The 23,718-nt window shown below is 58.7% G+C and carries 23 protein-coding genes; 13 read left to right on the forward strand and 10 right to left on the reverse strand.

Translation table 11 applies throughout. The annotated features are described in order from the left end of the window. Positions 1-11 precede the first annotated feature (11 nt). The gene (locus BQ9846_RS01870; RefSeq protein WP_075878915.1) at positions 12-860 is read left to right on the forward strand and encodes a 3-hydroxybutyryl-CoA dehydrogenase; all 849 of its coding nucleotides are present in this window, start codon (positions 12-14) and stop codon (positions 858-860) included. Between the two features lie 189 nt (positions 861-1,049). After that, a complete protein-coding gene (locus BQ9846_RS01875; protein ID WP_075878916.1) occupies positions 1,050-1,823 on the forward strand; it encodes an enoyl-CoA hydratase-related protein in 774 nt (257 codons plus the stop codon). 102 nt (positions 1,824-1,925) lie between these two features. Here BQ9846_RS01875 and yghU read toward each other — a convergent pair whose 3' ends face one another. After that, on the reverse strand, positions 1,926-2,801 hold the full coding sequence (yghU, locus tag BQ9846_RS01880) for a glutathione-dependent disulfide-bond oxidoreductase (protein ID WP_075878917.1): 876 nt from the start codon (positions 2,799-2,801) through the stop codon (positions 1,926-1,928). A 326-nt stretch (positions 2,802-3,127) separates the two neighbouring features. On the opposite strand from yghU, the gene BQ9846_RS01885 reads away from it, so the two are divergent. The 4 genes from BQ9846_RS01885 (at position 3,128) to BQ9846_RS01900 (ending at position 7,057) form a co-directional block, all read left to right on the forward strand. Beyond that, positions 3,128-4,378 (forward strand): cation:proton antiporter, encoded by a 1,251-nt coding sequence (locus BQ9846_RS01885; protein WP_202403021.1) that lies wholly within the window; start codon positions 3,128-3,130, stop codon positions 4,376-4,378. Further along, the gene (locus BQ9846_RS01890) at positions 4,368-5,183 is read left to right on the forward strand and encodes an MOSC domain-containing protein (protein WP_075878919.1); all 816 of its coding nucleotides are present in this window, start codon (positions 4,368-4,370) and stop codon (positions 5,181-5,183) included. Before BQ9846_RS01885 ends, BQ9846_RS01890 begins: the two co-directional genes overlap by 11 nt. 107 nt (positions 5,184-5,290) lie before the next feature. Continuing rightward, positions 5,291-6,079: a MotA/TolQ/ExbB proton channel family protein gene (locus BQ9846_RS01895; RefSeq protein ID WP_075878920.1), complete on the forward strand. Its 789-nt coding sequence runs from the start codon at positions 5,291-5,293 to the stop codon at positions 6,077-6,079. A 3-nt stretch (positions 6,080-6,082) separates the two neighbouring features. Next, the gene (locus tag BQ9846_RS01900) at positions 6,083-7,057 is read left to right on the forward strand and encodes a flagellar motor protein MotB (protein ID WP_083651441.1); all 975 of its coding nucleotides are present in this window, start codon (positions 6,083-6,085) and stop codon (positions 7,055-7,057) included. A 9-nt stretch (positions 7,058-7,066) separates the two neighbouring features. On the opposite strand, the gene BQ9846_RS01905 is transcribed toward BQ9846_RS01900, so the two are convergent. The 4 genes from BQ9846_RS01905 to BQ9846_RS01920 are packed head-to-tail and all read right to left on the reverse strand — an operon-like array spanning position 7,067 to position 10,569. Then, positions 7,067-7,705, reverse strand: coding sequence for a response regulator transcription factor (locus BQ9846_RS01905; protein WP_075878922.1), 639 nt, complete (start codon positions 7,703-7,705; stop codon positions 7,067-7,069). Positions 7,706-7,723: 18 nt separating this feature from the next. Next, a complete protein-coding gene (locus BQ9846_RS01910; RefSeq protein WP_075878923.1) occupies positions 7,724-9,250 on the reverse strand; it encodes an ATP-binding protein in 1,527 nt (508 codons plus the stop codon). 3 nt (positions 9,251-9,253) lie between these two features. Then, positions 9,254-9,922: a 2OG-Fe(II) oxygenase gene (locus BQ9846_RS01915; protein ID WP_075878924.1), complete on the reverse strand. Its 669-nt coding sequence runs from the start codon at positions 9,920-9,922 to the stop codon at positions 9,254-9,256. Then, positions 9,919-10,569: a CoA pyrophosphatase gene (locus BQ9846_RS01920; RefSeq protein ID WP_075878925.1), complete on the reverse strand. Its 651-nt coding sequence runs from the start codon at positions 10,567-10,569 to the stop codon at positions 9,919-9,921. The genes BQ9846_RS01915 and BQ9846_RS01920 overlap by 4 nt, the downstream gene beginning before the upstream one ends. A gap of 89 nt (positions 10,570-10,658) precedes the next feature. Between BQ9846_RS01920 and BQ9846_RS01925 the strand changes: the two genes are divergently transcribed. Beyond that, on the forward strand, positions 10,659-11,216 hold the full coding sequence (locus BQ9846_RS01925; RefSeq protein WP_075878926.1) for an NUDIX hydrolase: 558 nt from the start codon (positions 10,659-10,661) through the stop codon (positions 11,214-11,216). 11 nt (positions 11,217-11,227) lie between these two features. Here BQ9846_RS01925 and BQ9846_RS01930 read toward each other — a convergent pair whose 3' ends face one another. After that, positions 11,228-11,539: a YqfO family protein gene (locus tag BQ9846_RS01930; protein ID WP_075878927.1), complete on the reverse strand. Its 312-nt coding sequence runs from the start codon at positions 11,537-11,539 to the stop codon at positions 11,228-11,230. A gap of 16 nt (positions 11,540-11,555) precedes the next feature. Between BQ9846_RS01930 and BQ9846_RS01935 the strand changes: the two genes are divergently transcribed. Beyond that, positions 11,556-12,404, forward strand: coding sequence for a fructosamine kinase family protein (locus tag BQ9846_RS01935; protein ID WP_075878928.1), 849 nt, complete (start codon positions 11,556-11,558; stop codon positions 12,402-12,404). Here BQ9846_RS01935 and BQ9846_RS01940 read toward each other — a convergent pair. Then, positions 12,401-13,294, reverse strand: a complete 894-nt coding sequence (locus tag BQ9846_RS01940; RefSeq protein WP_075878929.1) for an alpha/beta fold hydrolase — start codon at positions 13,292-13,294, stop codon at positions 12,401-12,403. The genes BQ9846_RS01935 and BQ9846_RS01940 overlap by 4 nt on opposite strands. Positions 13,295-13,480: 186 nt before the next feature. Between BQ9846_RS01940 and BQ9846_RS01945 the strand changes: the two genes are divergently transcribed. The 3 genes from BQ9846_RS01945 to BQ9846_RS01955 all read left to right on the forward strand — a co-directional run bounded on the left by BQ9846_RS01945 (position 13,481) and on the right by BQ9846_RS01955 (position 19,166). After that, positions 13,481-14,947 (forward strand): TolC family outer membrane protein, encoded by a 1,467-nt coding sequence (locus BQ9846_RS01945; protein ID WP_075878930.1) that lies wholly within the window; start codon positions 13,481-13,483, stop codon positions 14,945-14,947. Positions 14,948-15,018: 71 nt separating this feature from the next. After that, positions 15,019-16,119, forward strand: coding sequence for an efflux RND transporter periplasmic adaptor subunit (locus BQ9846_RS01950; protein WP_075878931.1), 1,101 nt, complete (start codon positions 15,019-15,021; stop codon positions 16,117-16,119). Continuing rightward, the gene (locus BQ9846_RS01955) at positions 16,119-19,166 is read left to right on the forward strand and encodes an efflux RND transporter permease subunit (protein WP_075878932.1); all 3,048 of its coding nucleotides are present in this window, start codon (positions 16,119-16,121) and stop codon (positions 19,164-19,166) included. Before BQ9846_RS01950 ends, BQ9846_RS01955 begins: the two co-directional genes overlap by 1 nt. A gap of 15 nt (positions 19,167-19,181) precedes the next feature. On the opposite strand, the gene BQ9846_RS01960 is transcribed toward BQ9846_RS01955, so the two are convergent. Continuing rightward, on the reverse strand, positions 19,182-19,805 hold the full coding sequence (locus tag BQ9846_RS01960; RefSeq protein ID WP_075878933.1) for a TetR family transcriptional regulator: 624 nt from the start codon (positions 19,803-19,805) through the stop codon (positions 19,182-19,184). 231 nt (positions 19,806-20,036) lie between these two features. Here BQ9846_RS01960 and BQ9846_RS01965 point away from each other — a divergent pair, with 231 nt between their 5' ends. After that, the gene (locus BQ9846_RS01965; RefSeq protein ID WP_075878934.1) at positions 20,037-21,068 is read left to right on the forward strand and encodes a succinylglutamate desuccinylase/aspartoacylase family protein; all 1,032 of its coding nucleotides are present in this window, start codon (positions 20,037-20,039) and stop codon (positions 21,066-21,068) included. A 10-nt stretch (positions 21,069-21,078) separates the two neighbouring features. Here the strand turns inward: BQ9846_RS01965 and dusA are convergent, their stop codons facing one another. Next, entirely contained in the window at positions 21,079-22,098 is a 1,020-nt protein-coding gene (gene dusA, locus BQ9846_RS01970; RefSeq protein WP_075878935.1) for a tRNA dihydrouridine(20/20a) synthase DusA, read from the reverse strand. Positions 22,099-22,289: 191 nt separating this feature from the next. Here dusA and BQ9846_RS01975 point away from each other — a divergent pair, with 191 nt between their 5' ends. Next, on the forward strand, positions 22,290-22,922 hold the full coding sequence (locus BQ9846_RS01975; protein ID WP_235818886.1) for a hypothetical protein: 633 nt from the start codon (positions 22,290-22,292) through the stop codon (positions 22,920-22,922). Here BQ9846_RS01975 and BQ9846_RS01980 read toward each other — a convergent pair. Next, on the reverse strand, positions 22,919-23,449 hold the full coding sequence (locus BQ9846_RS01980) for a helix-turn-helix domain-containing protein (protein ID WP_075878937.1): 531 nt from the start codon (positions 23,447-23,449) through the stop codon (positions 22,919-22,921). The genes BQ9846_RS01975 and BQ9846_RS01980 overlap by 4 nt on opposite strands. Between the last annotated feature and the right edge of the window lie 269 nt (positions 23,450-23,718).

Genomic DNA, 23,718 nt, shown 5'->3' on the forward strand with positions numbered 1-23,718 from the left:
AGGAGCCAACCATGAGCGAGACGATAATTGGTATTGTGGGTGCCGGCACCATGGGCCAGGGAATCGCCCAAGTGGTGGTCGCCAGCGGCTTTAGCGTGCGGCTTTACGATGTCGCCGACGAGCAGCTGACCCGCGCGCAGAAGAGTATCGACAAGGGCCTTGGCAAGCTTGTCACCAAGGAAAAAATCAGTGAGGAAGATAAAACCGCGGCCCTTGAACGGCTTAACACCTCTACCGCGCTAGAGGCGCTGTCGGATTGCGCGATTATCTTGGAGGCCGCGCCCGAACAGCCGGGACTCAAAGAGAAACTATTTCGTGATTTAAGCCATCTCAGCAGCGACGCTATTTTGGCCTCCAACACGTCGTCGCTGTCGCTGACGCGCCTGGCGGCGGTCTGCGAGCGACCCGAACGCGTGGTGGGCATGCACTTTTTCAACCCGGTGCCGGTGTTGAAGCTGGTCGAAGTCATCCGCGCCGAGCAGACCAGTGACGCCACCGTCGAGCGGATTGAGCAGCTCGCCCGCGATCTGGGCAAAACCGCGGTGCCGGTGGGCGACTCCCCCGGCTTTGCCGTCAACCGTCTGCTGGTGCCGATGATTAATGAAGCGGCGTTTCTGGTGCAGGAGGGCGCGGCAACGCCCGAGGCGGTGGACGAGGCGATGAAGCTGGGTGCCGCCCATCCGATGGGGCCGCTGGCGCTGGGGGACTTGATCGGTCTGGATGTGTGCCTGGCGATCATGGAAGTGCTGCAGGAGGGCTTTGGCGACCCCAAATACCGCCCCTGTCCACTGCTCAAGCGCATGGTGGATGCGGGCTACTTGGGCCGCAAAAGCGGGCGCGGTTTCCACGTCTACGAATAACCTCGTGGGCGGTGGATGTGGGTGTTCACCACGCTCGACAAAAGAAGTGATTGCCACCCAACCAAGCGTTCGCTAGGGTTGGGTGGTCAATAACCGCTTTAACCGCTTTTAACAATCGCTTGTTTAGAACCGATGCTTTCAGAGCAGGTCTTTTCAGAACAGGTGTTTTCAGAACAATAGGGAGCCCCCATGAGCGAAGCCGTGATTGAGAAAGTCGATAACGATGGCGTGGTCCGCCTGACGATCAACCGTCCCCAGGCGCTAAACGCGCTTAACAGCCAGGTGTTGACCGCACTGGAGAAAGAGCTCACCGAGCTGGAATCGCACCCGAGCCTGCGGGCGGTGTTGATCACCGGCGCGGGCGAGAAGTCCTTCGTCGCCGGCGCGGACATTACCGAGATGCGCGAAAAAACCCCGGAAGAGGCGCGCGCCTTCGCCGGGCAAGCCCTGCGCACCATCAAGCGTCTGGAAACGCTGCCGGTGCCGGTGGTCGCGCTGGTCAATGGCTTTTGCCTTGGCGGCGGCTGCGAACTGGCATTGGCCTGCGACTGGGCGGTAGCCAGCGATAACGCTATCTTCGGCCAGCCGGAAGTCCTGCTTGGGGTTATTCCCGGTTTTGGCGGCACTCAGCGTTTGCCGCGCCGCGTGGGTCCGGCGATGGCGCTGGACCTTTGCACCACCGGGCGCAAGATTGACGCCACCGAGGCGCTGCGCATTGGTTTGGTCAACCGGGTGATGCCGCAAGCCGAGCTTGAAGCCTACGCCGATGAGCTCACCAAGCAGCTAATGGGCAACGGCCCAATGGCAGTGCGCGGTGCCAAGCAAGCGATTCACGACGGCATGGACCAAGACCTCGGCAGCGCCTTGGCATTAGAGACCTCTTTGTTTGCGCTCTGCTTTGCCAGCGACGAGCAGACCGAAGGCATGAGTGCTTTCGTCGAGAAGCGTAAACCGAGCTTCTAAGCCCGCGTTCATTAATCGCGTGAATAAAAAAGAGGCGGGCCAAAAACGGCGCCGCCTCTTCTTATCTGACTTAGCTGTTCTGACTAACGATCTGCCATGTCGTCACTCATCCTGAGTGCCGATTTTATCCTGCGTTTTATGCTCGAAATCGCTGGCGTCGTGACGCTCATGTAGCTGCTCTTCGGGCTCGCCCCAAGTGCGGTTGACCATGCGCCCGCGCTGAACCGCTGGCCGGATATTGATGTCGTCTGCCCAGCGTTTGACGTGGGTATAGGTGTGCGCTTCAAGGAACTCGGCGGCATCGTAGAGCCGCCCTAGTACCAGGGCGCCATACCAGGGGTAGATCGCCATATCGGCAATGCTGTACTCGTCGCCGGCCATGTAGCGGTTTTCCGCCAAGTGACGGTCGAGTACGTCGAGTTGGCGTTTTACCTCCAGAGTGAAGCGATCAATGGGGTATTTCATTGGCTCCGGGGCGTAAGCGTAGAAGTGGCCAAACCCTCCGCCAAGCAGTGGCGCACTGCCCATCTGCCAAAATAACCACGAGAGGCACTCGGTGCGTTTGGCGCTCTCCTTGGGCAGAAAGGCGTCAAATTTTTCCGCTAAATAGAGCAGAATAGCGCCGGACTCAAACACGCGTTGCGGCGGGTTGGTGCTCTTGTCGAGCAGGGCGGGAATCTTGGAGTTGGGGTTGACCTCGACAAAGCCGCTACTGAACTGTTCGCCTTCGGTGATTTGGATCAGGTGGGCGTCGTAGTCGGCATCGTTGATACCGCGCTCCAGCAGCTCCTCCAGCATGATGGTGACTTTGACCCCGTTGGGCGTGGCCAGCGAGTAGAGCTGTAGCGGGTGCTTGCCTTCGGGCAGCGCCTCGTCGTAGGTGGGGCCGGCTTCGGGGCGGTTGATATTGGCAAATTTACCGCCGTTACCCGGTTCCCATTTCCAGACGCGGGGAGGCGTGTAGCTCTCTTCGCTCATATCGGTGCTCCTATTATGACGCATTGGCTATCAGTGCCTTAAGCCTAGCACGCTAATAGGTGGCGTCTACTAGTGGCCAGGGCTACCGCAGTTAACGCACAACACAATGTTGGTGCGATGGCCTCTGATATTTCCGTTCGTCCTGGGCCTGTCGAAGGACATATCAGCGTCAGCACATCACCCTATCCCCTTCAACACTCAGGGTGATCGGGTGGTGTGCCATTAAGTAACGAACTGCAATAACTCTGTACTAGTGGCTAAGCCAGTAGACATGGCGGGCGGTTTTCGCTTCTGCCACCATAACCTTTTAACCGTGATGCCGGGTGATGAGTTTCCAGACAGGGAGTGGTGATTTAATGCAGGCGCTATGGTCCTATATCAGTGAGCAGAGCCAGAGTATTAGTACCAGCGCCTGGACGCTGCTCATTTTGGGCGTTTTGCTTTCGCTCAGTATTGTGGTGGATACCATCTCGCGGCGAACGGCGCTGCCCCGCATTTCCTTGCTGGTGTTGGTCGGGGTCGGCTACGCGCTAATACAGCAATGGATGTTGGGAGGTGATGCCGAGCCGCTAAACGGGCTGCGCGAGCCGCTGATTAATCTAGCGCTGGTGATGGTGGCGTTTCTGCTCGGCGGTGAACTGACGCTGTCTCGGCTTAAATCGACAGGGCCTTTGATTTTCGCCCTCTCTGCGGCAGTGGTGGCTGGCTCGCTGGTGACGGTATTTGCGGGTCTCTGGTTATTGGGTTACTCCTTTGCCTTGGCGCTTTCATTAGCGGCTATTTCCGTGGCCACCGACCCTGCTGCGGTAAGCGAAGCGATTCAAGAGAGCGGGAAAAATAGCCTTGCTGCTCGGGTGACGCTGGGCATCGTGGCGATCGACGATGCCTGGGGCATTATTGTGTTTGGCCTGTGTATGGCGGTGCTTAGCTGGGTCGGGGCGACCAGCGGTGGAGCGTCTATCGTGCACGCGCTATGGGAGCTAGGCGGGGCTGTGTTGCTGGGAGTGGCGCTAGGGTTGCCCGCGGCGTGGCTTACCGGGCGACTAAAGCCAGGCCGACCCACACAGGCAGAAGCGCTGGCGTTGATGCTTTTAATGGCGGGGCTCTCCAGTTATCTCAACGTATCGGCGCTCTTAACGGCAATGGTGGCAGGGTTTGTGATCGTCAATGTCTCCTCGCACCATAGGCGCTCCTTTAGCGAGATAGAGCAAATCGAATGGCCGTTTTTGGTCTTTTTCTTCGTCTTGGCTGGCGCGAGCCTCAACCTGGCCCATTTGGGTACGGCATTGGGGCTTGTGGCCGCGTATATTGTGCTGCGCAGTATCGGGCGCTATGCGGGGGGATATTTGGGCGTGCTGGCGGTTCGCGAGCGCCACCTGCAAGCGGATATTGGCCTTGCGTTACTGCCGCAGGCAGGGGTGGCGATGGGGATGGCGCTACTCGCCGCTGAACGCTTTCCTGATCAAGGTCAGCTGATCGTCGCCACGGTGGTTACGTCGACCATTATCTTTGAAATCTTTGGCCCGCTGTTGGTAAAGCGTGTCATTGCCAAGCCAGGGAGCCACGATGCACATTGAGAAGCTTTATTGCTATCCGGTGAAGTCGCTAAAAGGGATTGCGTTGACCCAAGCGCAGGTCCACGCGCATGGTCTGGCGTGGGATCGACGCTGGATGTGGGTGGACAAGCATCGACAGTTTGTCACCCAGCGCCAGCTGCCGGCGCTGGCCACGGTGGCGGTCGCGCTAACGTATGAGGCGCTGGTACTTTCGCATCCTAACGTCGCACCCTGCTATGTCCCCTTGGCCGAGCCGGAAAGCAATGTATATGACGTAAGTGTTTGGGGGGATACGTGTCAGGCGTTTTTAGAGAGTGATGACGTCAGCCGTTGGCTTACGGCCGCGCTGGGCCAAGACGCCGAGGGGCTGACGCTTGCGCGCTTTGCCACGGCGTTTACCCGCCCGGTCGTGTCGAGCGCTCACACCTACTTTGCCGATGGCTATCCGTTTTTAATCACCAATACCGCGTCGCTCGCGGTGCTCAATGAAGCCTTGAGGGCCAATGGGGAAGCGCCCGTGCCCATGGAGCGCTTTCGGCCCAATATCGTCGTGCACCATACGAAGGCATGGGAGGAGGATCGTTGGCAGAGCCTAATGACCGATGATGTGGTGCTCTCCCTAAGAAAGCCGTGCCAACGTTGCAAAATCATCACGATTGACCAACAAACGGCAGAGATTGCCGAGACGGCTCAGCCACTGAAAACCCTGCTTGAGTTAAATACACAGCCGCATCTTAAAGGAGCGCACTTCGGCCAAAATGCCACGCTCAGCGAGGGCGAAGGGCGCATGCTGCGAATTGGCGATACGCTGAACGCCAAGTGGTAATAAATGACTAAGGCTTTTAACTGACGAGCGTTGACGCGCACTACGCTTCGCTCTATGGTCTGCTACCAACGATCGGTTTCAGACGCTTACATTTTTCAGGAGTTGCCGTGGATCTCGCCACACTCATAGGACTATTGGGAGCCGCCGTACTGGTAAGCTTGGCGGTGGCTTTAGGCACTTCCCCTGAAGTGTTTATCAACCCCACCGGGCTGTTACTGGTCGTCGGCGGTAGTTTTTTTGTCGTCATGGCGAAATTTACCCTTACGCAGTTTAAGTTCGCCTTTAAGGCGGCTGCTCGCGCGTTTAAATTTCAGCTGCCTAATACCCAAGAGAGCATTGACGAGCTGGTAGAGCTTTCCAAGCTTTCGCGTAAGCAGGGGCTTTTGGTGCTGGAGGGGCAGGATGTCAACTCCCCCTTTCTGGCCAAAGGGCTGCAGATGCTCGCCGATGGTTTTACCGCGGAAATGATTCAAGAGATGATGGGCAAGGAGCGCCTACTGACCCTGGAACGCAACGAAGCCGGCGGGCGTGTCTTCTCCGCGTTAGGGGAAGTCTCCCCGGCGATGGGGATGATCGGTACCTTGGTGGGTCTTGTCCAGATGCTCGCCAACATGGACGACCCTTCCATGATCGGCCCGGCCATGGCTGTCGCCCTGCTCACCACCCTTTACGGCACCATGATCGCCAACATGATCGCGCTACCCATTGCCGACAAGCTCTGGCTGCGGATGAACCAGGAAGCCAAGATGCAGCAGCTCTGGATCGATGCGTTGCTGGCGATCAAGGGCGATAGAAACCCCCGCGTACTAGAGCAAATGTTGACGATTTACTTGCCCCCCGAGCGGCGTAGCCGAGACGACGATGCCGGCGAGCGCGGCTCAGAAGAGTCGGCGTGATTCATGGCTAAGAAGAGTAATGTCCCATCTTACATGGTCACGTATGCGGACCTGATGTCGCTGCTATTGTGCTTTTTTGTGCTACTGCTTTCGTTTTCGCAGGTGGATGCGCAAAAATTTCGCACGATTGCCGGGGAGCTCTCCAAGGCGTTTGGCGTGCAGCGTGAGATAGAGGCTCAGCAAATACCCAAAGGCACTAGCGCGGCGTTGGATCAGTTTTCGCCGGCCGTGCCGGATCGCACGCTGCTTGATGAGATCCGCCAGCGCACCATGGAAGAGCAGCCAAACTTGGAGTCCATGCGGCAAATCTTGGAGGCTAAGCGCCGTCAGCAAACGCTAGAAGTGGCCCAAGAGATTCGCACCTTACTAGAGGACACCGGCAATAGCGAAGTGACCAGCGTCGAGGTCGATGGCTTTCGGGTGGTGATCCGCATTCAGGAACGGGGCAGTTTTATGTCGGGTTCGGATACCGTGACGCCTTCGTTTGCCGAGCTGCTCGCGGATATGTCGGAAATTTTTGTAGGGTTGCCAGGTACGGTGGCGATTGAGGGGCACACCGATAACGTGCCGATCAACACGGCGCGCTTTGAAAGTAACTGGGATCTTTCCGCCATGCGCGCCGCCTCGGTGGCCAATCTTCTGCTGCAAAATGAACAATTAGCCCCGGATCGTCTGTTGGTACAAGGCTTTGCCGACACCGAGCCGCGCGCGACCAACGAGACGGCCGAAGGGCGGGCGCAAAACCGCCGCGTCGAGATCAACATCGACTTGAGCGAAGCCACCGAAGAGCGTGGTGAGCGTAGTATGGACGAACTCGCGGCGGATGCACCACCGGAGCCGCTGCTGGATGTGTCACCGCCGGAAGATAGCGCTGATATGCTGGAAGAGTTAACCACGGAAGAGGCTAGCCAAGAGCGCGTGGAAGAGTCGATCGAGGAGACCGTTGAGCGCTTTAACCCCTTCTTCCCCAACGATTAAAGCGCGACGTTAAGGCGGCGGCGTGGCGTTCAAGGGGGCTACCACGCCAAGCGCCACGGCACAACGGACCAGCGCGGCGGCATTGGTGACGCCAAGCTGCTTCATCGCCCGCTGGCGATAAACTTCCACCGTTTTGCTGCTCAGCGCCATCTGAGTGGCAATTTCCCGGCTGGTCATGCCTTCGGCCACATACTTGACGATGAGCTGCTCTTTGGGGCGTAAGGCGTTGAACTGCTCGTGTAGCGCTGCCATTGAGAGATCGCGCTGCTTGCGCTGTTGGGCGAGCGCAAGCGCTTGTTGCACGCTATCGATGAGCTGCTGGTGGTTGAACGGTTTTTCAATAAAATCGAAGGCGCCGTTTTTTAATGCCGCCACCGCCATGGGGACATCGCCGTGGCCGGTCATCATGATGACCGGGGCGCTTTGGCCGTGATCGGCGAGCTGCTGCTGGACTTGCAGCCCGCTGAGCCCCGGCATGCGCACATCCAGCAGCACGACCTGCCAAGTGACCGGCGCGGCTAAAAACCGCTCGCCGTCGGCAAACGTTTGCGCCTCCAAACCGACGGAGGCTAGCAACCACGCCAGCGAGTCGCGTAGCGCCTGATCGTCATCGACAATCGCGATGGTGGCGGGGGTGGTGTTGGGCATGTGTTCTCCAACCGGCGGTTAAGGGGAAGCGCTGCGCAGTGTAGCGGTAAAGCGCGCGCCGCAAAACAGGGGGCTTTCGCTCACGCTAAGCTGCCCGCCCATCGCCTCCATGAGCGAGCGGCTGATCGCCAGCCCCATGCCCAAGCCCTCCGCGCGGGTGGAGTGGAAGGCGGTAAAAATAGTCGCCCGCTGCGCTTGAGGAACCCCCGGCCCTTGATCATCGACATGCAGCGCTACCTGACGCTTCTCTTTGACCTCGGCGCTCAACTGCACGCGGTTGGCGTCGTGCTGGTGGCGGCTGGCTTCCAGCGCGTTGAGCAGTAAATTAACGATGACCTGCTCTAGCGCTACGGGGTCGGCGCTGACCGATACCGGCGTGTTCGGCAGCACCGGCAGAAACTGCACGCGCGCCTGCTGGTACTGCCACTGACACAGCGACCAGGCCGCGTCGATGACCTCGCAAAGGGCCACGGGTCGGCACTGCGTACCGCCTTTGCGAACGAAGGTGCGGATATGGCGAAGCCGCTTCGCCAACCGCTGGATCTGCTGGTCGATCTGCTCAAGCGGGTGTGCCAAGCGGTGGGCAGGCTGTTCGGGGTGGGTGCGAAGCTGTAGCAGCGCGCCACTGGCGTAGTTGGCCATGGCGCCGAGGGGTTGATTGAGCTCATGGGCGATATTAGACGTCAACTCTCCCATCGTGGCCAAGCGGTTAGCGTGGGCGATTTGCTCCTGATGGCGCCTTGCCTGCTCTTCGGCCGCCTTACGCAGCCGAATATCGTGGTTGAGCAGGGAAAGGTGGCCCGGCTCGGCGCCGCGCCCACGATGGGCCTGCACCACGCTGAGCACCGGTAGATGGCTGGCGCGACCGCGCATTTCCAGCTCGCCGCTCCAGGAGCCGTAGCGGGTGACCGCGGGCATCACGACCTGTTCCAACACTTCAAGTGAGGCAGCGGTATAGACGTGGCTGAGCGGGGCGTGGGGATTTTCCCTTGGCAGGGAAAACTGGCGCCTCGCCGCCTCGTTGGCGCTGAAAATGTGCTGGTCCGCCCCGACAAAAAGGACGTAATCCGAACTCGACTCCACCACCTGAGCGAGGCGTTCGCGGTGCGCCTCGGCTTGAATGCGCCGCCCCACATCGCGCGAAACGCTCAAAATATCGATCAGCTCGCCAGTTTTGGGGTCGCGACGCGTGCGGCTGGTGGTTTCAAACCACACGTAGCGACCACTTTTCGCCCGGAAGCGGTAGGTCTGCTGATAAAAGCCATTGTGATAGTAAACCCGGGGCGATTTATTGAGTAGGTCGCTTAAATCCGCGGGGTGGAAAAGCTGGTACGCCGAGACGCCGATCAACTCCTCGGGCTCATAGCCAAGTAACTCGCGCGCGGCGTTGGAGGCGTAAAGAAAGGTGCCGTCGCGCGCATGGCGTGAAATCAAGTCGGTGGTGCTTTCAGCGAGCCATTGGTAGTGGCGCTTTTGTGCTTCCAGCTCCGTGTTGCGCGCCTCCAGCGCCTCTACTCGGGCGCGCAAGGTTTCCGGGGTATCCATGGCTCAGCGCGCCGGGTCGAGAATGCCACCGAGCGATGCGTTGCGGCGAAACCACCCGGCGATGCTGGCGCGGGCAGTACGGGTAGGCAGCACTTCGTGGGGCACGGTCTCGGAGAGAAAGCAGGCAAAGGTGCCGGCTTCGGGGACGACGCGGGCGACTTCGCGCTCGGGGTCTTCCGGGTGGTAAATGACCATTTCGCCGCCGCCGTCGGCGGGCCATTCAGGGTTCAAGTAGCCCACCGTTGATACCACGCGGTTGGCGCGGCCGCGAAAGCTATCGACGTGGCGCTGATAGAACGCGCCCGCAGGGTAGTGGGCGAAGTGCGCTTCGTATTCAAACAGCCCTAAAAATAGCGCCTGGTTCAATGTCTGCTGAAGTTCTGCCATGCCGGCCAGATAGTGGCGCTGAGCGTCGCTTTCGCGATTCAGCCAGCGGATGGCATCACCACGAATATCCTTGCGCAGATGGTGCGCATTCCCCCGTCCGATACCCGCCTCGCTCAGGCCGTTGTGGTGCGCCAACTGCTCAAGCTCGTGATGCAGGGTGTGGCACAGCTTAGCATCGATGACGTTTTGGCCCACGAACCAGCCCTGTTCGACCAGAGCGTCGGCGAGCGCGTTGAGCGTCGCGGGGCTAAAAAGTGCCGCTGAGGATAAAGTGGTCGGCGTCATGACGGGCGGTTTCTCTTAGGCATGGTACGGGGTGACGAGGTGCGTTCCGGGTAGTGATGCAGGGCGCCGGGTGGTTTCTGATAAAGGTCTATCGGCATGCCAAAGCCTTCAGCAAGCAGTTCCACCAGCATCATGGCCGAAAGGCCCCAGATAATGTGGCCATCGACGCGGTAGCTGGGCACATAATGCACGACTCCGTCGACGGTAATGACGTCGGTATGGGTGCGTTGATCTTCAAAAAAGTAGGTCAGCGGCACTTCAAAAATGGCGTCTAACTCATTCGGGTCGGCTTCTAGTGGCAGATCGGGCGGGATCAGCCCTACCCAGGGCGTGACGCGAATCCCGTGCAGCGAGATTACATCCGACAAACGGCCGAGAGATTGCACCAAGCGAGGCGCGAGCGCAATCTCTTCTTGCGCCTCGCGCAGCGCCGTGGCGTAAAGGTCTGGGTCCTGTGGCTCGCGCTTGCCGCCGGGAAACGCCACCTGGCCACTGTGGGTGTTCAAGTGGCTGGCCCGGCGAGTAAAGAGCAGGGTAGGGGCATCCCGGGTCACGATCGGCAGCAGCACCGCCGCTTCGGGTAACGGCAAGTGACTCAAGCGTTGAGGCGTGTGGTGTTGCAGCCGTTCACGCAGTTTCTCTAACATGGGCATTCCATTGGGTTTCTTTCTTTTTAATCAGCAGCGGGTGTTGGCGTCAAGCGTTGACCTCTGTTGTGGCCTGTTGAGAGCGCGCGATGAACTTTTGCAGTCAGTGTGGTGAGAAAGTCCGTTTTGCCGTCCCGCAAGGGGACGACCGTCCGCGCCATCTCTGTGATGCCTGCGGTACGGTGCACTATCAAAATCCGCGCATCGTCGCGGGTACGTTGCCCGTCAGCGGCAGTAAAGTGCTGCTGTGCCGCCGGGCGATTGCGCCGCGCAAGGGGTACTGGACGCTGCCCGCGGGCTACATGGAGAACGCCGAAACCACCCAACAGGCGGCCGCTCGGGAAACGCTGGAAGAGGCGTGCGCCGAGGTTTCGCTCGCGAACCTATACACGCTGATCGACCTGCCCCACATTAATCAGGTCTATATGATTTTCCGCGCTGAGTTGCTCGGCGATTTTGGCGCCGGGGCGGAGAGCGAAGAGGTGGCGCTGTTCGAGGAGCATGAAATCCCGTGGGAGGCGCTGGCGTTCCCGACGATTGAGCAAACGCTGCGCCACTTTTACCAGGACCGCCCTAGCGGGCACTTCCCTCTGCACACGGGCACGGTCACCCCGGAAGATCGTGAGCGCTATTTTGGCAGTGCCTGAGGGGGGCGTGATCACAGATCCGCCAGCTGCCATGCCTCGTAAGCGGGCTCTTCGTAAGGATGGGCCCGCTTTAACGCCGCGACGGCCTCATTAATCAGGTCGTCCTGACAGACCAGTTCGACCTTGAGCTCGTCGACGGTTTCCAGCGCCCCAGGCTCACCGATATAGGGGTTGGCACCGGAGAGGGGGCGAAACTGCCCCGTTCCGCGGGTCTCAAAGCAGCACGCCTCGTAGTCGCCAATGCGCCCGGCGCCGGTGGCAAAGATCGCTTCCTTCACCTGCGCGGCGTCCTCGACGGGAACAAAAAAGGCAAGTTTATACATGGGAGCCTCCTGATTTATGCCAACGTCTCCATCCATTCCCCCTAGCTTACAGAGCCTGCTGGAAGAAAAGAAGCTGACGCCGGTAAGCAATCTTCAAGCCCTTAGCGGCGGCGATATGGCCGCTGTCTACCGTCTTGAAACGCGCCAAGGCACGGTGGTGGTCAAACACGACGCCGCCACGCGCTTGCAGGGCGAGGCCGACGGGCTTCAGGCGTTAAAAGCCGCGCAAACGCCGCTGGTTATCCCTGACGTGCTCGGCCAAGCCGGAGAGTGGCTGGTGATGGAGGCACTAAACCCGTCCGGGCGAAGCGACGGCGCCGCGCTGGGCGAGGGCTTGCGTGCGCTACACGCACACCACGGCGAGCAGCACGGCTGGCACCAAGACAATGCCTGTGGCCATACCCCGCAACCCAACGCGCCGCTGGCCGATGGGCGGGACTTTCAGCGAAAGCGCCGGCTGCTGCCCCTCAGCGCGGCCTGCCATGAGCGGGGATTGCTCGATCAGCCGCTGCGCCGGCGTATCGAGGCCATTGCCGAGGCGCTAGAGACGTGGTTGCCGGATACGGCCCCCCGTTTGGTTCACGGCGATCTCTGGTCGGGAAATGTCCTCTATACGCCGAGTGGCCCCGCCTTGATCGATCCTGCCGTCTACTACCACTTACCTGAGGTGGATCTTGCCATGCTGACACTGTTTGGCGCCCCGGGGGAGGCGTTTTTCGAGGCCTACTGGAATGGCCACGCCCCGGCCGACTGGCCAAGGCGCGAAGCGCTGTTTCAGCTCTACCCGCTACTCAACCACCTGTTGCTGTTTGGCGGTGCTTATCGCCGCGGCGTGGAGCGCTGTGTGGCCAAACTGTCGGGTTAGCGCTGCTTTATGCGCTCGGTCAACCGCTGCCATAAGCTGGCCTTTGCTTCGGGGACGTGGTGCTCAAGAAAGTGCCGCAGTGGTGTGACTTGGCTCTCCACGTTGAGCATGGGCGCATGGCCGCAGCCGGGCGCTTCCAGCGTGGTCATCTCCGGCTGTGCTTGGCGCATTTTTTCCACGCTCTCAGGCGTGATGAGCGGTGACTGCTCGCCGCGAATCAGCATCAAAGGGCAGCGGATTTGGGCCCAGTCCGACCACATATCCCGCGGCGTGTCGTGGATAAACTGCTCGCCGATGCGCGGGTCGTAATGAAACGTCCAGGCGCCATCGGGCAGACGCCTAGCGCTGGCGGTGGCCATCGCGTCCCACTCGCTCTCCTGATCGATACCAAACCCCCGATAGTTTTCCTTGAGCGCCTCTTTTAGCGCGGCAAATGTACTAAAGCGCTTCAAGGTGGCGAAATAAGTGGCCATCTGCGCGAGCGCCTGCGGCTCAAGTTCCGGGCCAACGTCGTTGAGCACTAGGCACTGAAACCGGGGGGCGGCCTCGCTGTCCGCGGCGAGGAGCATGCCTAACAGCCCGCCCATCGAAGTACCGACCCAAGGCACGCTATCGAGCTGGAAGTGATCCAGCACCGCGAGTGCTACTTTCATATAGTGAGCGTATAAATACTCCTGGGCGGGGTAGAAAGACCAGCTGGAGAGCCCGCGCCCCGGCGTGTCGGGCGCCAGCACACGCCACTTGGGGCCGAGCAGGCGAGCAAGCTGCTCGAAATCGCCGCCGTGTCGTGCCAGGCCGTGCCAGGCGATCACCGTATGCGGCGCATCAGGGTGCCAGACGCGCACGGCGATATCGAGCGAATCCACGGGGACAATGGCAACGGCATCCATAAAGGGCGGCTCCTATTCTGGTGGGGCAATATCGTAGGTATTGCATTGCAGCATAGCGTAGTTGGCGGGCAGACGTTATAGGGTAAAAAACGTGCAAAAACACACAAGGCCCTGGCAAGCGCTTATGAACATGCGACAATGTATGTATATTGTGCCTGACGACGGATCATTAACGAGGATGATGACATGCTGCGACTTCCTTCTGCTCTTCCATTGACGCGCGAAGGCGCTTGGTGGCGACGTACGCTTTTGCCCACCCTAGTGGCAGCGACCTGGGGAGCCCCCGCCTGGTCGGCGGATTTGCTCACGATTACCCAGGATGCGCTGAATCATAACGCGGCGCTTAGTTCGGCGCGCTTGGTCACTCGCAGTACGGAGTCGGCGCGCGAAGCGGCAAAAGGGGCGCTATTACCGCAAGTCAGTGCCACCGGCAGTGTGGCCCATAGCCGTACTTACGAAAGCCAGACGAGCGGTCAGCGTGTATCGAACCCGGCATTTGCCCCAGCGGCCATCGATGACAATATCAATAGCGTCAGCGTATCGCTTGAAGCGACCCAGGCGCTATTTGATGCCATCGCCACGCGCGAGGTGGAGCGGGCGGAGCGCCAGATCGATCGTCAGCTGTATGAACTGGCCGCTACCGAGCAGCAGTTATTGATTGATGTCGCTTCCACCTATTTTGAAATTTTACGCGCCTATGAGCTGCTTGAAGCGCGCCGGGCGCAGGAGCGCGCGATTGGGCGTCAGCTTGAGCAGGCACGTGAGCAGTTTGACGTCGGGCTGATCGCCATCACCGAAGTGGAAGAAGCCAAAGCAGCCTATGATCAGTCGCGCGCGACCCGCATTGCCGCGGAGAGCGACCTACAAGTGCGCTTTGAAGCCCTAGAGCGTTTAACCGGCGAGCGCTACGACAGCATCAAGGCGCTGGGCGAGGCGATGCCCGTCAAGACGCCTGCGCCTAATGATCGCCAGCACTGGGTAGAGCTTGCCGTTGAGAACAACCCGCTTGTACTGGCAAGCCAAGCCGGCGTTGAGCTAACCCGTAGTGGGTTGGCGCTGGCCGAGGCGCAGCGCCTGCCTTCGGTCAATGCCTTTGCCAACTATAACTATGCCGATAGCGACGCCGATGGCACGTCGGGCTATAACACCGATAGCCAGGTAGGCGTTCGCGCCTCGCTCCCGCTTTATACCGGCGGGACCACCACCGCGACGATTCAGGAAAACACCTTCTTACTCGAAGCCAGCCAGTACGACTTCGAGGATCAGCGTCGTGAAACCGTACAGCAAGTACGCTCGCGCTTTACCCAAGTGAGTAATGACGTGGCTACCGTTGAGGCGCGAAAACAAGCCATCGTCTCTAACCAGAGCGCGCTGGATGCCACCCGGGCGGGGTATGAAGTGGGCACGCGCAATATCGTCGATGTCTTGAACGCTGAGCAAAGTTTGTACAATGCGATCGCTGACCACGCCAGCGCCCGCTATGACTATGTGATTAACCTGCTGACCCTGCGCCAACAAGCGGGCACGCTCGATGTCGCCGCACTTGAAGAGGTTAATGCGTGGCTGGAAGGCGAGAGCGTGGAGTTCACCCTGCCCGAAGATAGCGAAAGCAGCGTGACCCATATTGGACAACGCCCACAGCGCGAGGGCTGATGCCCGTCGACGATCCGCTTTTTACCTTTTGAAACTTGCATCACTTGTTACGGAGTGACAGGACTTACATTATGCGCATTGCTTTCCGCTTTCTGATTGTCATCATTTTCCTTGGTGTCGTGTTAGGAGGCATCTTTGGCTACAAGTTTTACCAGTCTGGCCAGATGCAACAGCAACAGTCTCAGCCCCAGGCCCCTATCCAAGTCTCCGCGACCGAGGCCAGAACGGAAAGCTGGACGCCTTCCATCAAGGCCGTGGGCAGTATCGAAGCCGTGAACGGTATCGAGGTGGCGAATGAGCTACCCGGTGTCATTGAGGAGATCAATTTCGACTCCGGTGATGTCGTCAATAAGGGGGATGTGCTTGTTCGGCTGAATTCGGAAATTGATCAAGCCGCTCTACGCACTCGTCGAGCCGAAGCCCAGTTGGCGGAGCAGGACTTCCAACGGATATCCAATCTACTGGCGAAGAATGCCGTCTCCCAATCCCAGTACGACGAAGCTAAGGCCAACTTTGACGCGGCCAGGGCTCGGGTGAACGAAGCGGAAGCACAGCTTAACAAGAAGATTATTCGGGCGCCGTTTGACGGCACGCTGGGTATCCGCATGGTGGATCAGGGAGAGTATATTTCTACCGGCACTCCGATTGTGGAAATCAACATGCTGGATCCAATTTTCGTTGATTATACCTTGTCGGAAAAAGATTTACCCAATGTGGCGACGGGCTACGCGGTGGGCGTGGCGGTCGCGGCGGTTCCAGAGCAGATATTTGCAGGCAGCGTCAGCGCCATTAATACCTCGGTCAGCCCTGAAACCCGCACCGTGCGCGTTCGTGCCACGGTGGATAACCCTGAGAAACGCCTGCGGCCGGGCATGTTTGCCACCATCGAGACGCGACAGCCAGAGGATGAGACATTTATCACGGTGCCGCGTACGGCCATCTCTTATAACACCTATGGCGATTACGTGTTCGTGATCGAAGAAAATGACAACGGAGAACTGACCGTCAACCGGCGCACCGTCACCACCGGTGAAACCCGTGACACGCGGGCGGCGGTGCTGTCTGGCTTGAAGGCGGGTGAAACGGTGGTGGCTAAGGGATTGCTTCGTCTACGCGTCGGCCAGAAGGTCGAGATACAGGAAGATGAGCAACCGCAGGAGGCATCTGAGTAATGCGATTCACTGACATCTTTATCCGCCGTCCGGTGCTCGCGACGGTGGTCAGCTTGCTCATCCTTCTGTTAGGGATAAGGGCGGCGATGGACATGGAAATCCGCCAGTATCCAAAGCTGGAAAGCACCACCGTCACCGTGACAACGGCTTACCCGGGGGCGAGTTCAGACCTGATTAAAGGCTTTATCACCACCCCCTTGCAGCAGGCTATCGCTGAAGCCAGCGGAATTGATTACCTGACGTCCACCAGTACCCAGGGTACCTCCACCATCAAGGCGGAGATGGAGCTGAACTACGATGCCAATGCGGCACTCGCAGAAATTCAGGCCAAGGTCGCTAGCCAGCGTAACGTGCTGCCAGCCGAAGCTCAGGACCCGGTGATCACCTCTACCACAGGGGATTCCACGGCGCTGATGTACATCGCCTTCTACAGTGAGGAGCTGGAGGTTCCACAGATTACCGACTACCTCACTCGGGTCGTACAGCCAAAATTACAGGCTCTTGCCGGTGTGGGTAAGGCGGGACTGTTAGGGCGAACGTTCGCCTTACGGGTGTGGTTGAACCCGGAACGCTTAGCGGCCGTGGATATGACCCCCCAAGAAGTGGTGGCCAAACTGCGCGCCAACAACTATCAGGCCGCGGTCGGCAATACCAAAGGTACCTACACCGAAATCAGCATGACAAGCAACACGGATGTTGCTGATCCAGACAAGTTCCGCAACCTTGTGGTTAAGCAGTACCAAGGCTCCCAGATTCGCCTTCAGGATATTGCCCGGGTCGAGCTGGGCTCCCAGACCTACGATCAGTTGGCCTTGTATAAAGGACAGCCGGCGACTTATGTCGCGATTGAGCTGGCGCCTGGCGCAAACCCGCTGACCGTGGCGGGGCTAGTGAAAGAGGAATTGCCAGAGATCGAGCGCCAATTGCCGTCGGGGCTAAACGTGCGCCTGGCGTACGACGCCTCGGATTTCATCGAAGACTCCATCAACGAAGTGATCAAGACACTGTTAGAGGCTCTGGTCATTGTATTGGTGGTGGTGTTTCTTTCCTTAGGCTCCCTTCGAGCGGCCATTGTGCCTTCGGTTGCCGTCCCGCTCTCCCTGGTGGGGGCTGCTTTTTTTATGCTGGCGTTTGGTTTTTCCCTGAACCTGCTGACGCTGCTTTCTATGGTGTTGGCCATCGGTTTGGTGGTGGATGATGCCATCATTGTGGTGGAAAACGTCCATCGTCACATCGAAAAGGGGGAGTCCCGTTTTGATGCGGCGATTAACGGCGCCCGTGAAATGGCGGTGCCCATTATCGCCATGACGACCACGCTGGTGGCGGTGTATGCGCCGATCGGCTTCATGGGGGGGCTCGTCGGGTCCCTGTTCACGGAGTTCGCCTTTACGCTGGCCGGCGCCGTGGTGATTTCCGGGATTGTCGCCTTGACTCTGTCGCCTATGCTGTCGGGCAAGGTGCTCAAGCCTCATGGCAATCCCGGCCGGTTTGAGAAGCTGGTGGAAGGCGCTTTCAATGGCCTTGCCAATGGCTATAAGTCGGTTTTGAGATCGCTGATGCAGACCAAATCCGTTGTGGTGTTCTTTGCGGTCGTGGTGCTTGGCTCTATCTATTTCATGGTAACCATGAGCCAAAGCGAGCTGGCGCCCACGGAAGACCAGGGCATTCTTTTCTATCAGGGACAAGGGCCGCAGACCTCAACGCTGGATTACCTGCAAGAGGAAGGGGCCGAGGCCCAGAACCGCATGTCGACGCTACCCGGCTATGAAGAAGACTTCATGATCATCGGGATTACCAGCCCGAACGCCGTGTTCGGCGGTTTCAAGATGGCGCCCTGGAGCGAGCGGGAGATGTCTCAGTTTGAGGTGCAGCCCCAGCTGGATGCTGAGTTGAGAAAGGTCACAGGCTTACAAACGGCGGTATTCCCTCCTCCGGCACTGCCGGGCTCAGGTGGAGGCCTGCCGTTCCAGTTCGTGATTTCGACGGGTAACAGCTACGAGCAGCTCAATCAGGTGGCCGATGACTTGCTTGGCACGGCAATGGGTAGCGGTAACTTCATGTTCCTGCAGAAATCCATTAACTTCGACCGGCCTGTTACCCGTATCGATGTGGACCGGGACCGCGTGGCGGATTTGGGGTTATCCATGCAGGACGTTGGCCAGACCCTTTCAAGCATGCTGGGCGGCGGTTACATCAACCGTTTCAATATGGAAGGGCGCTCCTATCAGGTCATTCCTCAGGTGGATCGGCAATTCCGTCTGGATGAAAAGAAGCTGAACGACTATCAGATCCGCACCGATAGCGGTGAACTGGTGCCACTGAGTAGCGTGGTAAGCTTTACACACGATGTGGAGCCTTCCAGCCGAACCCAGTTCAACCAGCAGAACTCTCTGACGCTGCAGGGGGTGGTCAAACCTGGTGTTGCCATGGGTACTGCCATGGATTACATGGAGCAAACTGCCGCCGAGGTGTTCCCCCAAGGCTTCAGCTACGACTACACCGGCCAGACCCGGCAGCAGGCCACCCAGGGCAGTGCCCTGATGGTGACCTTCTTCCTATCGCTGCTGGTCATTTACTTGGTGCTTGCCGCGCAGTTCGAAAGCTGGCGAGATCCGTTCATTATTCTGGTGTCGGTACCGATGTCAGTGGCCGGCGCCATGGCATTCATCGTGCTTGGCTTCGCCAGCATGAATATCTACACCCAGGTGGGGTTGATCACCCTGATCGGCGTGGTCTCCAAGAACGGCATTCTCATTGTCGAATTCGCCAATCAGCTGCAGAAGGAGAACGGGCTTAACAAGGTTGATGCCGTGATTGAAGCCGCTTCTATCCGCCTGCGTCCGATTATCATGACGTCGGCGGCGCTGATCGTCGCGATGGTGCCGTTGCTGTTGGCTATCGGCCCCGGGGCGGAAAGTCGCTTTGCCATCGGCCTCACCATCAGCGCTGGGCTAGGTATTGGGACCTTGTTTACGATTTTCGTGTTACCAGCCTTCTATATCCTGCTCGGGCGCGAACACCGAGATTCAAAGGCCGAACAGGGGTAGAGCCCAATCGCCACTTCACTCAGCGGGTGGGGCTTGCATCAGCGCGAGCTGCGTTTTGACCAAACGGGCGCCTTCTTCATAAATGGAGAAGCGCTCGTAATTGCGCAGCCAGTCATGAAACAGGCCACCGAGCATGGACTGCAGCAGCTTTGCGGCGAGTGCCGGTGGAATATCGTCGCGCAAATGGCCAAGGCGCGCGGCACAGTGAAAATAGTCGTGAAGCGCGCCAAGCGCTTCATCGGCCATTTCGTTCTGCATGGCCAGCGGGTCGATATCGCCAAAAACTTCGCAGTGGTGAATTAAAATGGCGTGCACACGGCGGTAACGGGGGCGCTCCAAGCGTTGAAAGCCACTGAGACACGCCAGACGAATGGCTTCCAGCGGTTTTTTGGCTAACTCCGGGTCGTCCAGTTCTTCGATTAAATCTTGAAAGGGTAGCCGCACACGCTGCAGCATGGCCTGGAATAAGTCCGCCTTATTTTTGAAATGCCAATAAACAGCACCACGGGTCATGCCGGCATGGCGAGCAATTTGCTCCAACGATGTGCGCGCGACGCCGTGCTGTATAAACATCTCTTCGGCCGCATCAAGAAGCGCCTCGCGTGTCGCGGCGGCTTCTGCCTTGGTTTTTCTTGCCATGAATCCGCTGCCTCTGAATAAAACGCATTGACATCTTAACCAACTCGCCGATGTTTTACATGCAAAAGCGTATGGATAGTCGATGAAGGATAAACATCGGTACAAAAAACGGACTGAGTGAGGGAGTTACCCTCGTCATGTGCGGCTTAAGCGGGTATAACGACGATAAGAAACACGTCTCTAAGTCAACCGTATTGGCTACAACGTTTTGTTCTCAAGGCAGGTTTTTTTATGGCACGAGCGCCCTTCACATTAGCCGGCTACAGCGTTAAGCCCGGCCAGCGGCAAGAAATTGATGTCCCCGTCGCCAAGCTTTATACCCACACGCAGCTACATATGCCCGTTGAGGTGGTGCACGGCCGTAAAGAGGGGCCAACGCTGCTGGTGTGCGGTGGCATCCACGGCGATGAAATTAACGGTGTCGAGATCGTGCGCCGCCTGTTGCGCTCCAAGGCTATCAATAGCCTACGCGGAACGCTTATTGCGGTGCCGGTGGTCAATGTCTTTGGTTTTTTGCAGCAGACGCGCTATTTGCCCGATCGGCGCGACTTGAATCGCTGTTTTCCGGGCAGTGAATCGGGTTCGCTGGGTGGCCGCGTCGCGGCGCTGCTGCGTGAAGAGATCGTTGACCATGCCACGCATATCATCGACCTACATACGGGGGCGATTCATCGCACTAATCTTCCGCAAATCCGCGCGCAGTTAAGCCCAGGAAGTGAAACGGAGCAGATGGCCGATGCCTTTGGCGCCCCCGTGGTGTTAAACGCCGAGCTAAGGGAGGGGAGCCTGCGCCACTACGCACAAAACCGCGGTATTCCCGTTTTGACCTACGAAGCCGGCGAAGCGCTACGTTTTGACGAGTGGGCGATTGCTCCCGGCGTACGCGGCGTGCTGCGGGTGATGCGCCGGTTGGGTATGTTAACCGGCGAGCAACGCCGCCGGCGACCGGCTCCAGCCGAGCTTGCCAATGGCTCTAGCTGGGCGCGGGCGCCAATCGACGGCATTTTGCGCCCCAAGGTGCGCTTGGGCGCGCGGGTGGCGAAAGGCGAGCTGTTGGGCAAGGTGGCGGACCCTTTTGGCAACGATGAAGGCGAAGTACGCGCCGTAGCGGATGGCATTGTGATTGGCATGAGCCGCTTGCCTCTGGCAAACGAAGGTGAAGCGCTTTTTCATATTGCGCGCTTTGATGCCATTGAAGAAGCGGAGACGGCGATTGAGTCGTTTCAATCTTCACTGACGCCGCCGCCGGATCCGCTCTACTAGGTGTGATCTATTAGGCGGCTTGCGGCTCGCGCACAAGGCTCAGCGCATCGTCAAAAATACGCAGATCAGCGCCCTCTTTGTGCGCATGCTCCGAAAGGTGACGCCGGAAGCGGCGCCCCCCGGGGCAGCCTTGAAAAAGCCCCAGCAGGTGACGCGTGATATGGTTGAGCTTGGCCCCTTCGTTAAGGCGCTGAGCGATGTAGGGGCGAAAGGCGTTGGCCGCTTCGATGCGGCTCTGCACGGGGCCTGGCGTGCCGTACAGCGTCTCGTCGACGCCAGCGAGCAGCCACGGGTTTTGATACGCCTCGCGCCCGATCATCACGCTGTCGACGTGCTTTAGGTGTTCTCGACACGCGTCGAGCGTCTTGATGCCGCCATTAATGCCGATATGCAGGTCAGGGTAGCGCTGCTTCAGGCGATACACGCGCGCATAGTTAAGCGGCGGAATGTCGCGGTTCTCTTTAGGCGAAAGGCCTTGAAGCCACGCTTTGCGCGCGTGAAGGGTGAAAATCTCGCAGCCCGCCTCTGCCACCGTCGCTATAAAGCGCTCAAGATCCGCCTCTTCATCCTGATCGTCGATCCCAATACGACACTTGACGGTGACGGGTATCGACACCGCCGCCTGCATCGCTTTGACGGCCTGGGCGACTTTTTCCGGGTAACCCATCAGACAGGCGCCAATTAAATTATTCTGCACACGATCGCTCGGGCAGCCAACGTTAAGGTTGACCTCATCATAGCCCCACGCCTCGGCAATCGCGGCGCACTCGGCGAGTTCGCCGGCATCGCTGCCCCCCAGTTGTAGCGCGATAGGGTGTTCTACGCGATCAAAGCCTAAAAAGCGCTCACGCGGTGAGCCATGCAAAATAGCGCCGGTGGTCACCATTTCGGTATACAAAAGCGCCCGCTTTGTCAGGGTGCGAGAGAATGCGCGGTAGTCGCGAGTCGTCCAGTCCATCATCGGCGCCACGGAGAAGGTTCTGTCAAGCGATGGGCGCTGAGAGGAAAGAGTGAGATTGGCTTGAGGCATAGGGGGATACACAGTGGCTTTTGGCAGAGATACACAGAAAATAGTGCGGGTAAAAATAGCAAGTAAAAATAGTACGATAGAACTGGGTCAACTTAGGACGGTCAATAGACAATATTTTCTCATAGTTGTGCCTTAACTGCATGGTGATAGCGTAGAGTCGCAAGAGTATCCAGACATGAAAGGAGGCGGCGGTGAGACATAAGCGAATGTGGCAATGGGGAGTTGCTTTGTTGATCGTGCTGCTCACGGCCTGCAGCGGTTCAAAGGAGGAGCAGCAAGCGTCGGAAAACGCATCTGGCTCGGCAACCACCAGCGCTGAGTCTGCAAGCGATCAAGCCGCTAATGGGACAAACGCGCAGGGCGGGGAGACAGCCGGGGAGGAGCCGGAGCCGCTGACGGTAACGGTGGAGACCCAGGTAGAATTGCGCGCCGATCGCCGCGTCACGATCAGCGGTGAAACGAATTTGCCCGACGCCACTCAGATCAATGTACTGATTGAACGTGAGCAGAGCGGCGTTCGTTGGCGCGAACGCGCGCAAGTGGCGGATGCACGCTTTCATGTGGGACCGTTGGGGCCGGGGAGCGGTCTGCCCGATGGGGTCTATCTTCTGAGAGTGGAATCGATGGAAGCAAGCATTCAGCCCTCGCCGGTGCGCCAGCGTATTGGTCCGGAAGGCGAATATTTAGCGGGAGAGTGGGTGGCACAATCCCGCCACGGCTTAGGCCAAGTCATCAAGTACTCACGGCGCGTTTTGATTGGCAGTGAGTCACCAAGCACCCGCGATGACGTGGAAGTCTTGTCTTATCCCATTGATGCCCCTTAAAGGGGGCGCCAATGAGCCAGCACAGCCGCTTTAAGGGTCACGTTGCTGCCGGGGGCTTGTGTCAGATGCTCTATTTCGGTTTGCTGGTTTTGAATAACGATGTAATAGCCTGCCTGCTTGAACGTATCAGTGGGGCCAAGCAAGACTAAGTCCCCGGTTTTTAGCGGTGCAAAATGTGTATTAGCCCCGGGGGTGGCAATGTACGCGGGCTGCTGCCACGACATATTGAGCGGAAGATGGCTGCTTGCCGGATCCACCGGCTTGGCTTGGCGCTGCTCCCAGGGTAGGGGACCCGTATGGTTAAGTGTGGGCAGTGTCGGCGCGTTATCCCCCTCCAGCAAGGTGGCAAGCGAACAGCCTAGCGCATCGGCAAGGGCGACAAGGCGCTCATGGCCAATCTGCTTAATGGCGCCAGACTCCCAATAAGAGACGGTGACATCCGACACACCGATTTCACGCGCCAACGCCGCTTTGTTGAGCTTGGCCCGCAGCCTAAGTTGTTTAATACGTGAGCCTAGCGTTTCCATTGTTGATTCCTGTCAATGAGCCCTGCACGACTCGTGAATGGGTTGCGCACCCTGAAGACGATGCCAACTTTAAGGCGTTAAAGCCGCTACTGGCATTTGGCGCTAAGCGGTGAGGTGCAATGCCACTTGCGCGCGTTAGCGTGCTAAAACGTCAACGCATAGTAAGCGATTGTGCTTTAACGCGCATCCCGAAAGCGATAACGCTGAATTAACCCTTTAGATTCTTTTTCTCTTGGGTCGTTCGTTTGTCACATGCTGTTGGAGCCGCG

Source organism: Vreelandella massiliensis (assembly GCF_900155385.1).
GTDB classification, from domain to species: Bacteria; Pseudomonadota; Gammaproteobacteria; order Pseudomonadales; family Halomonadaceae; genus Vreelandella; species Vreelandella massiliensis.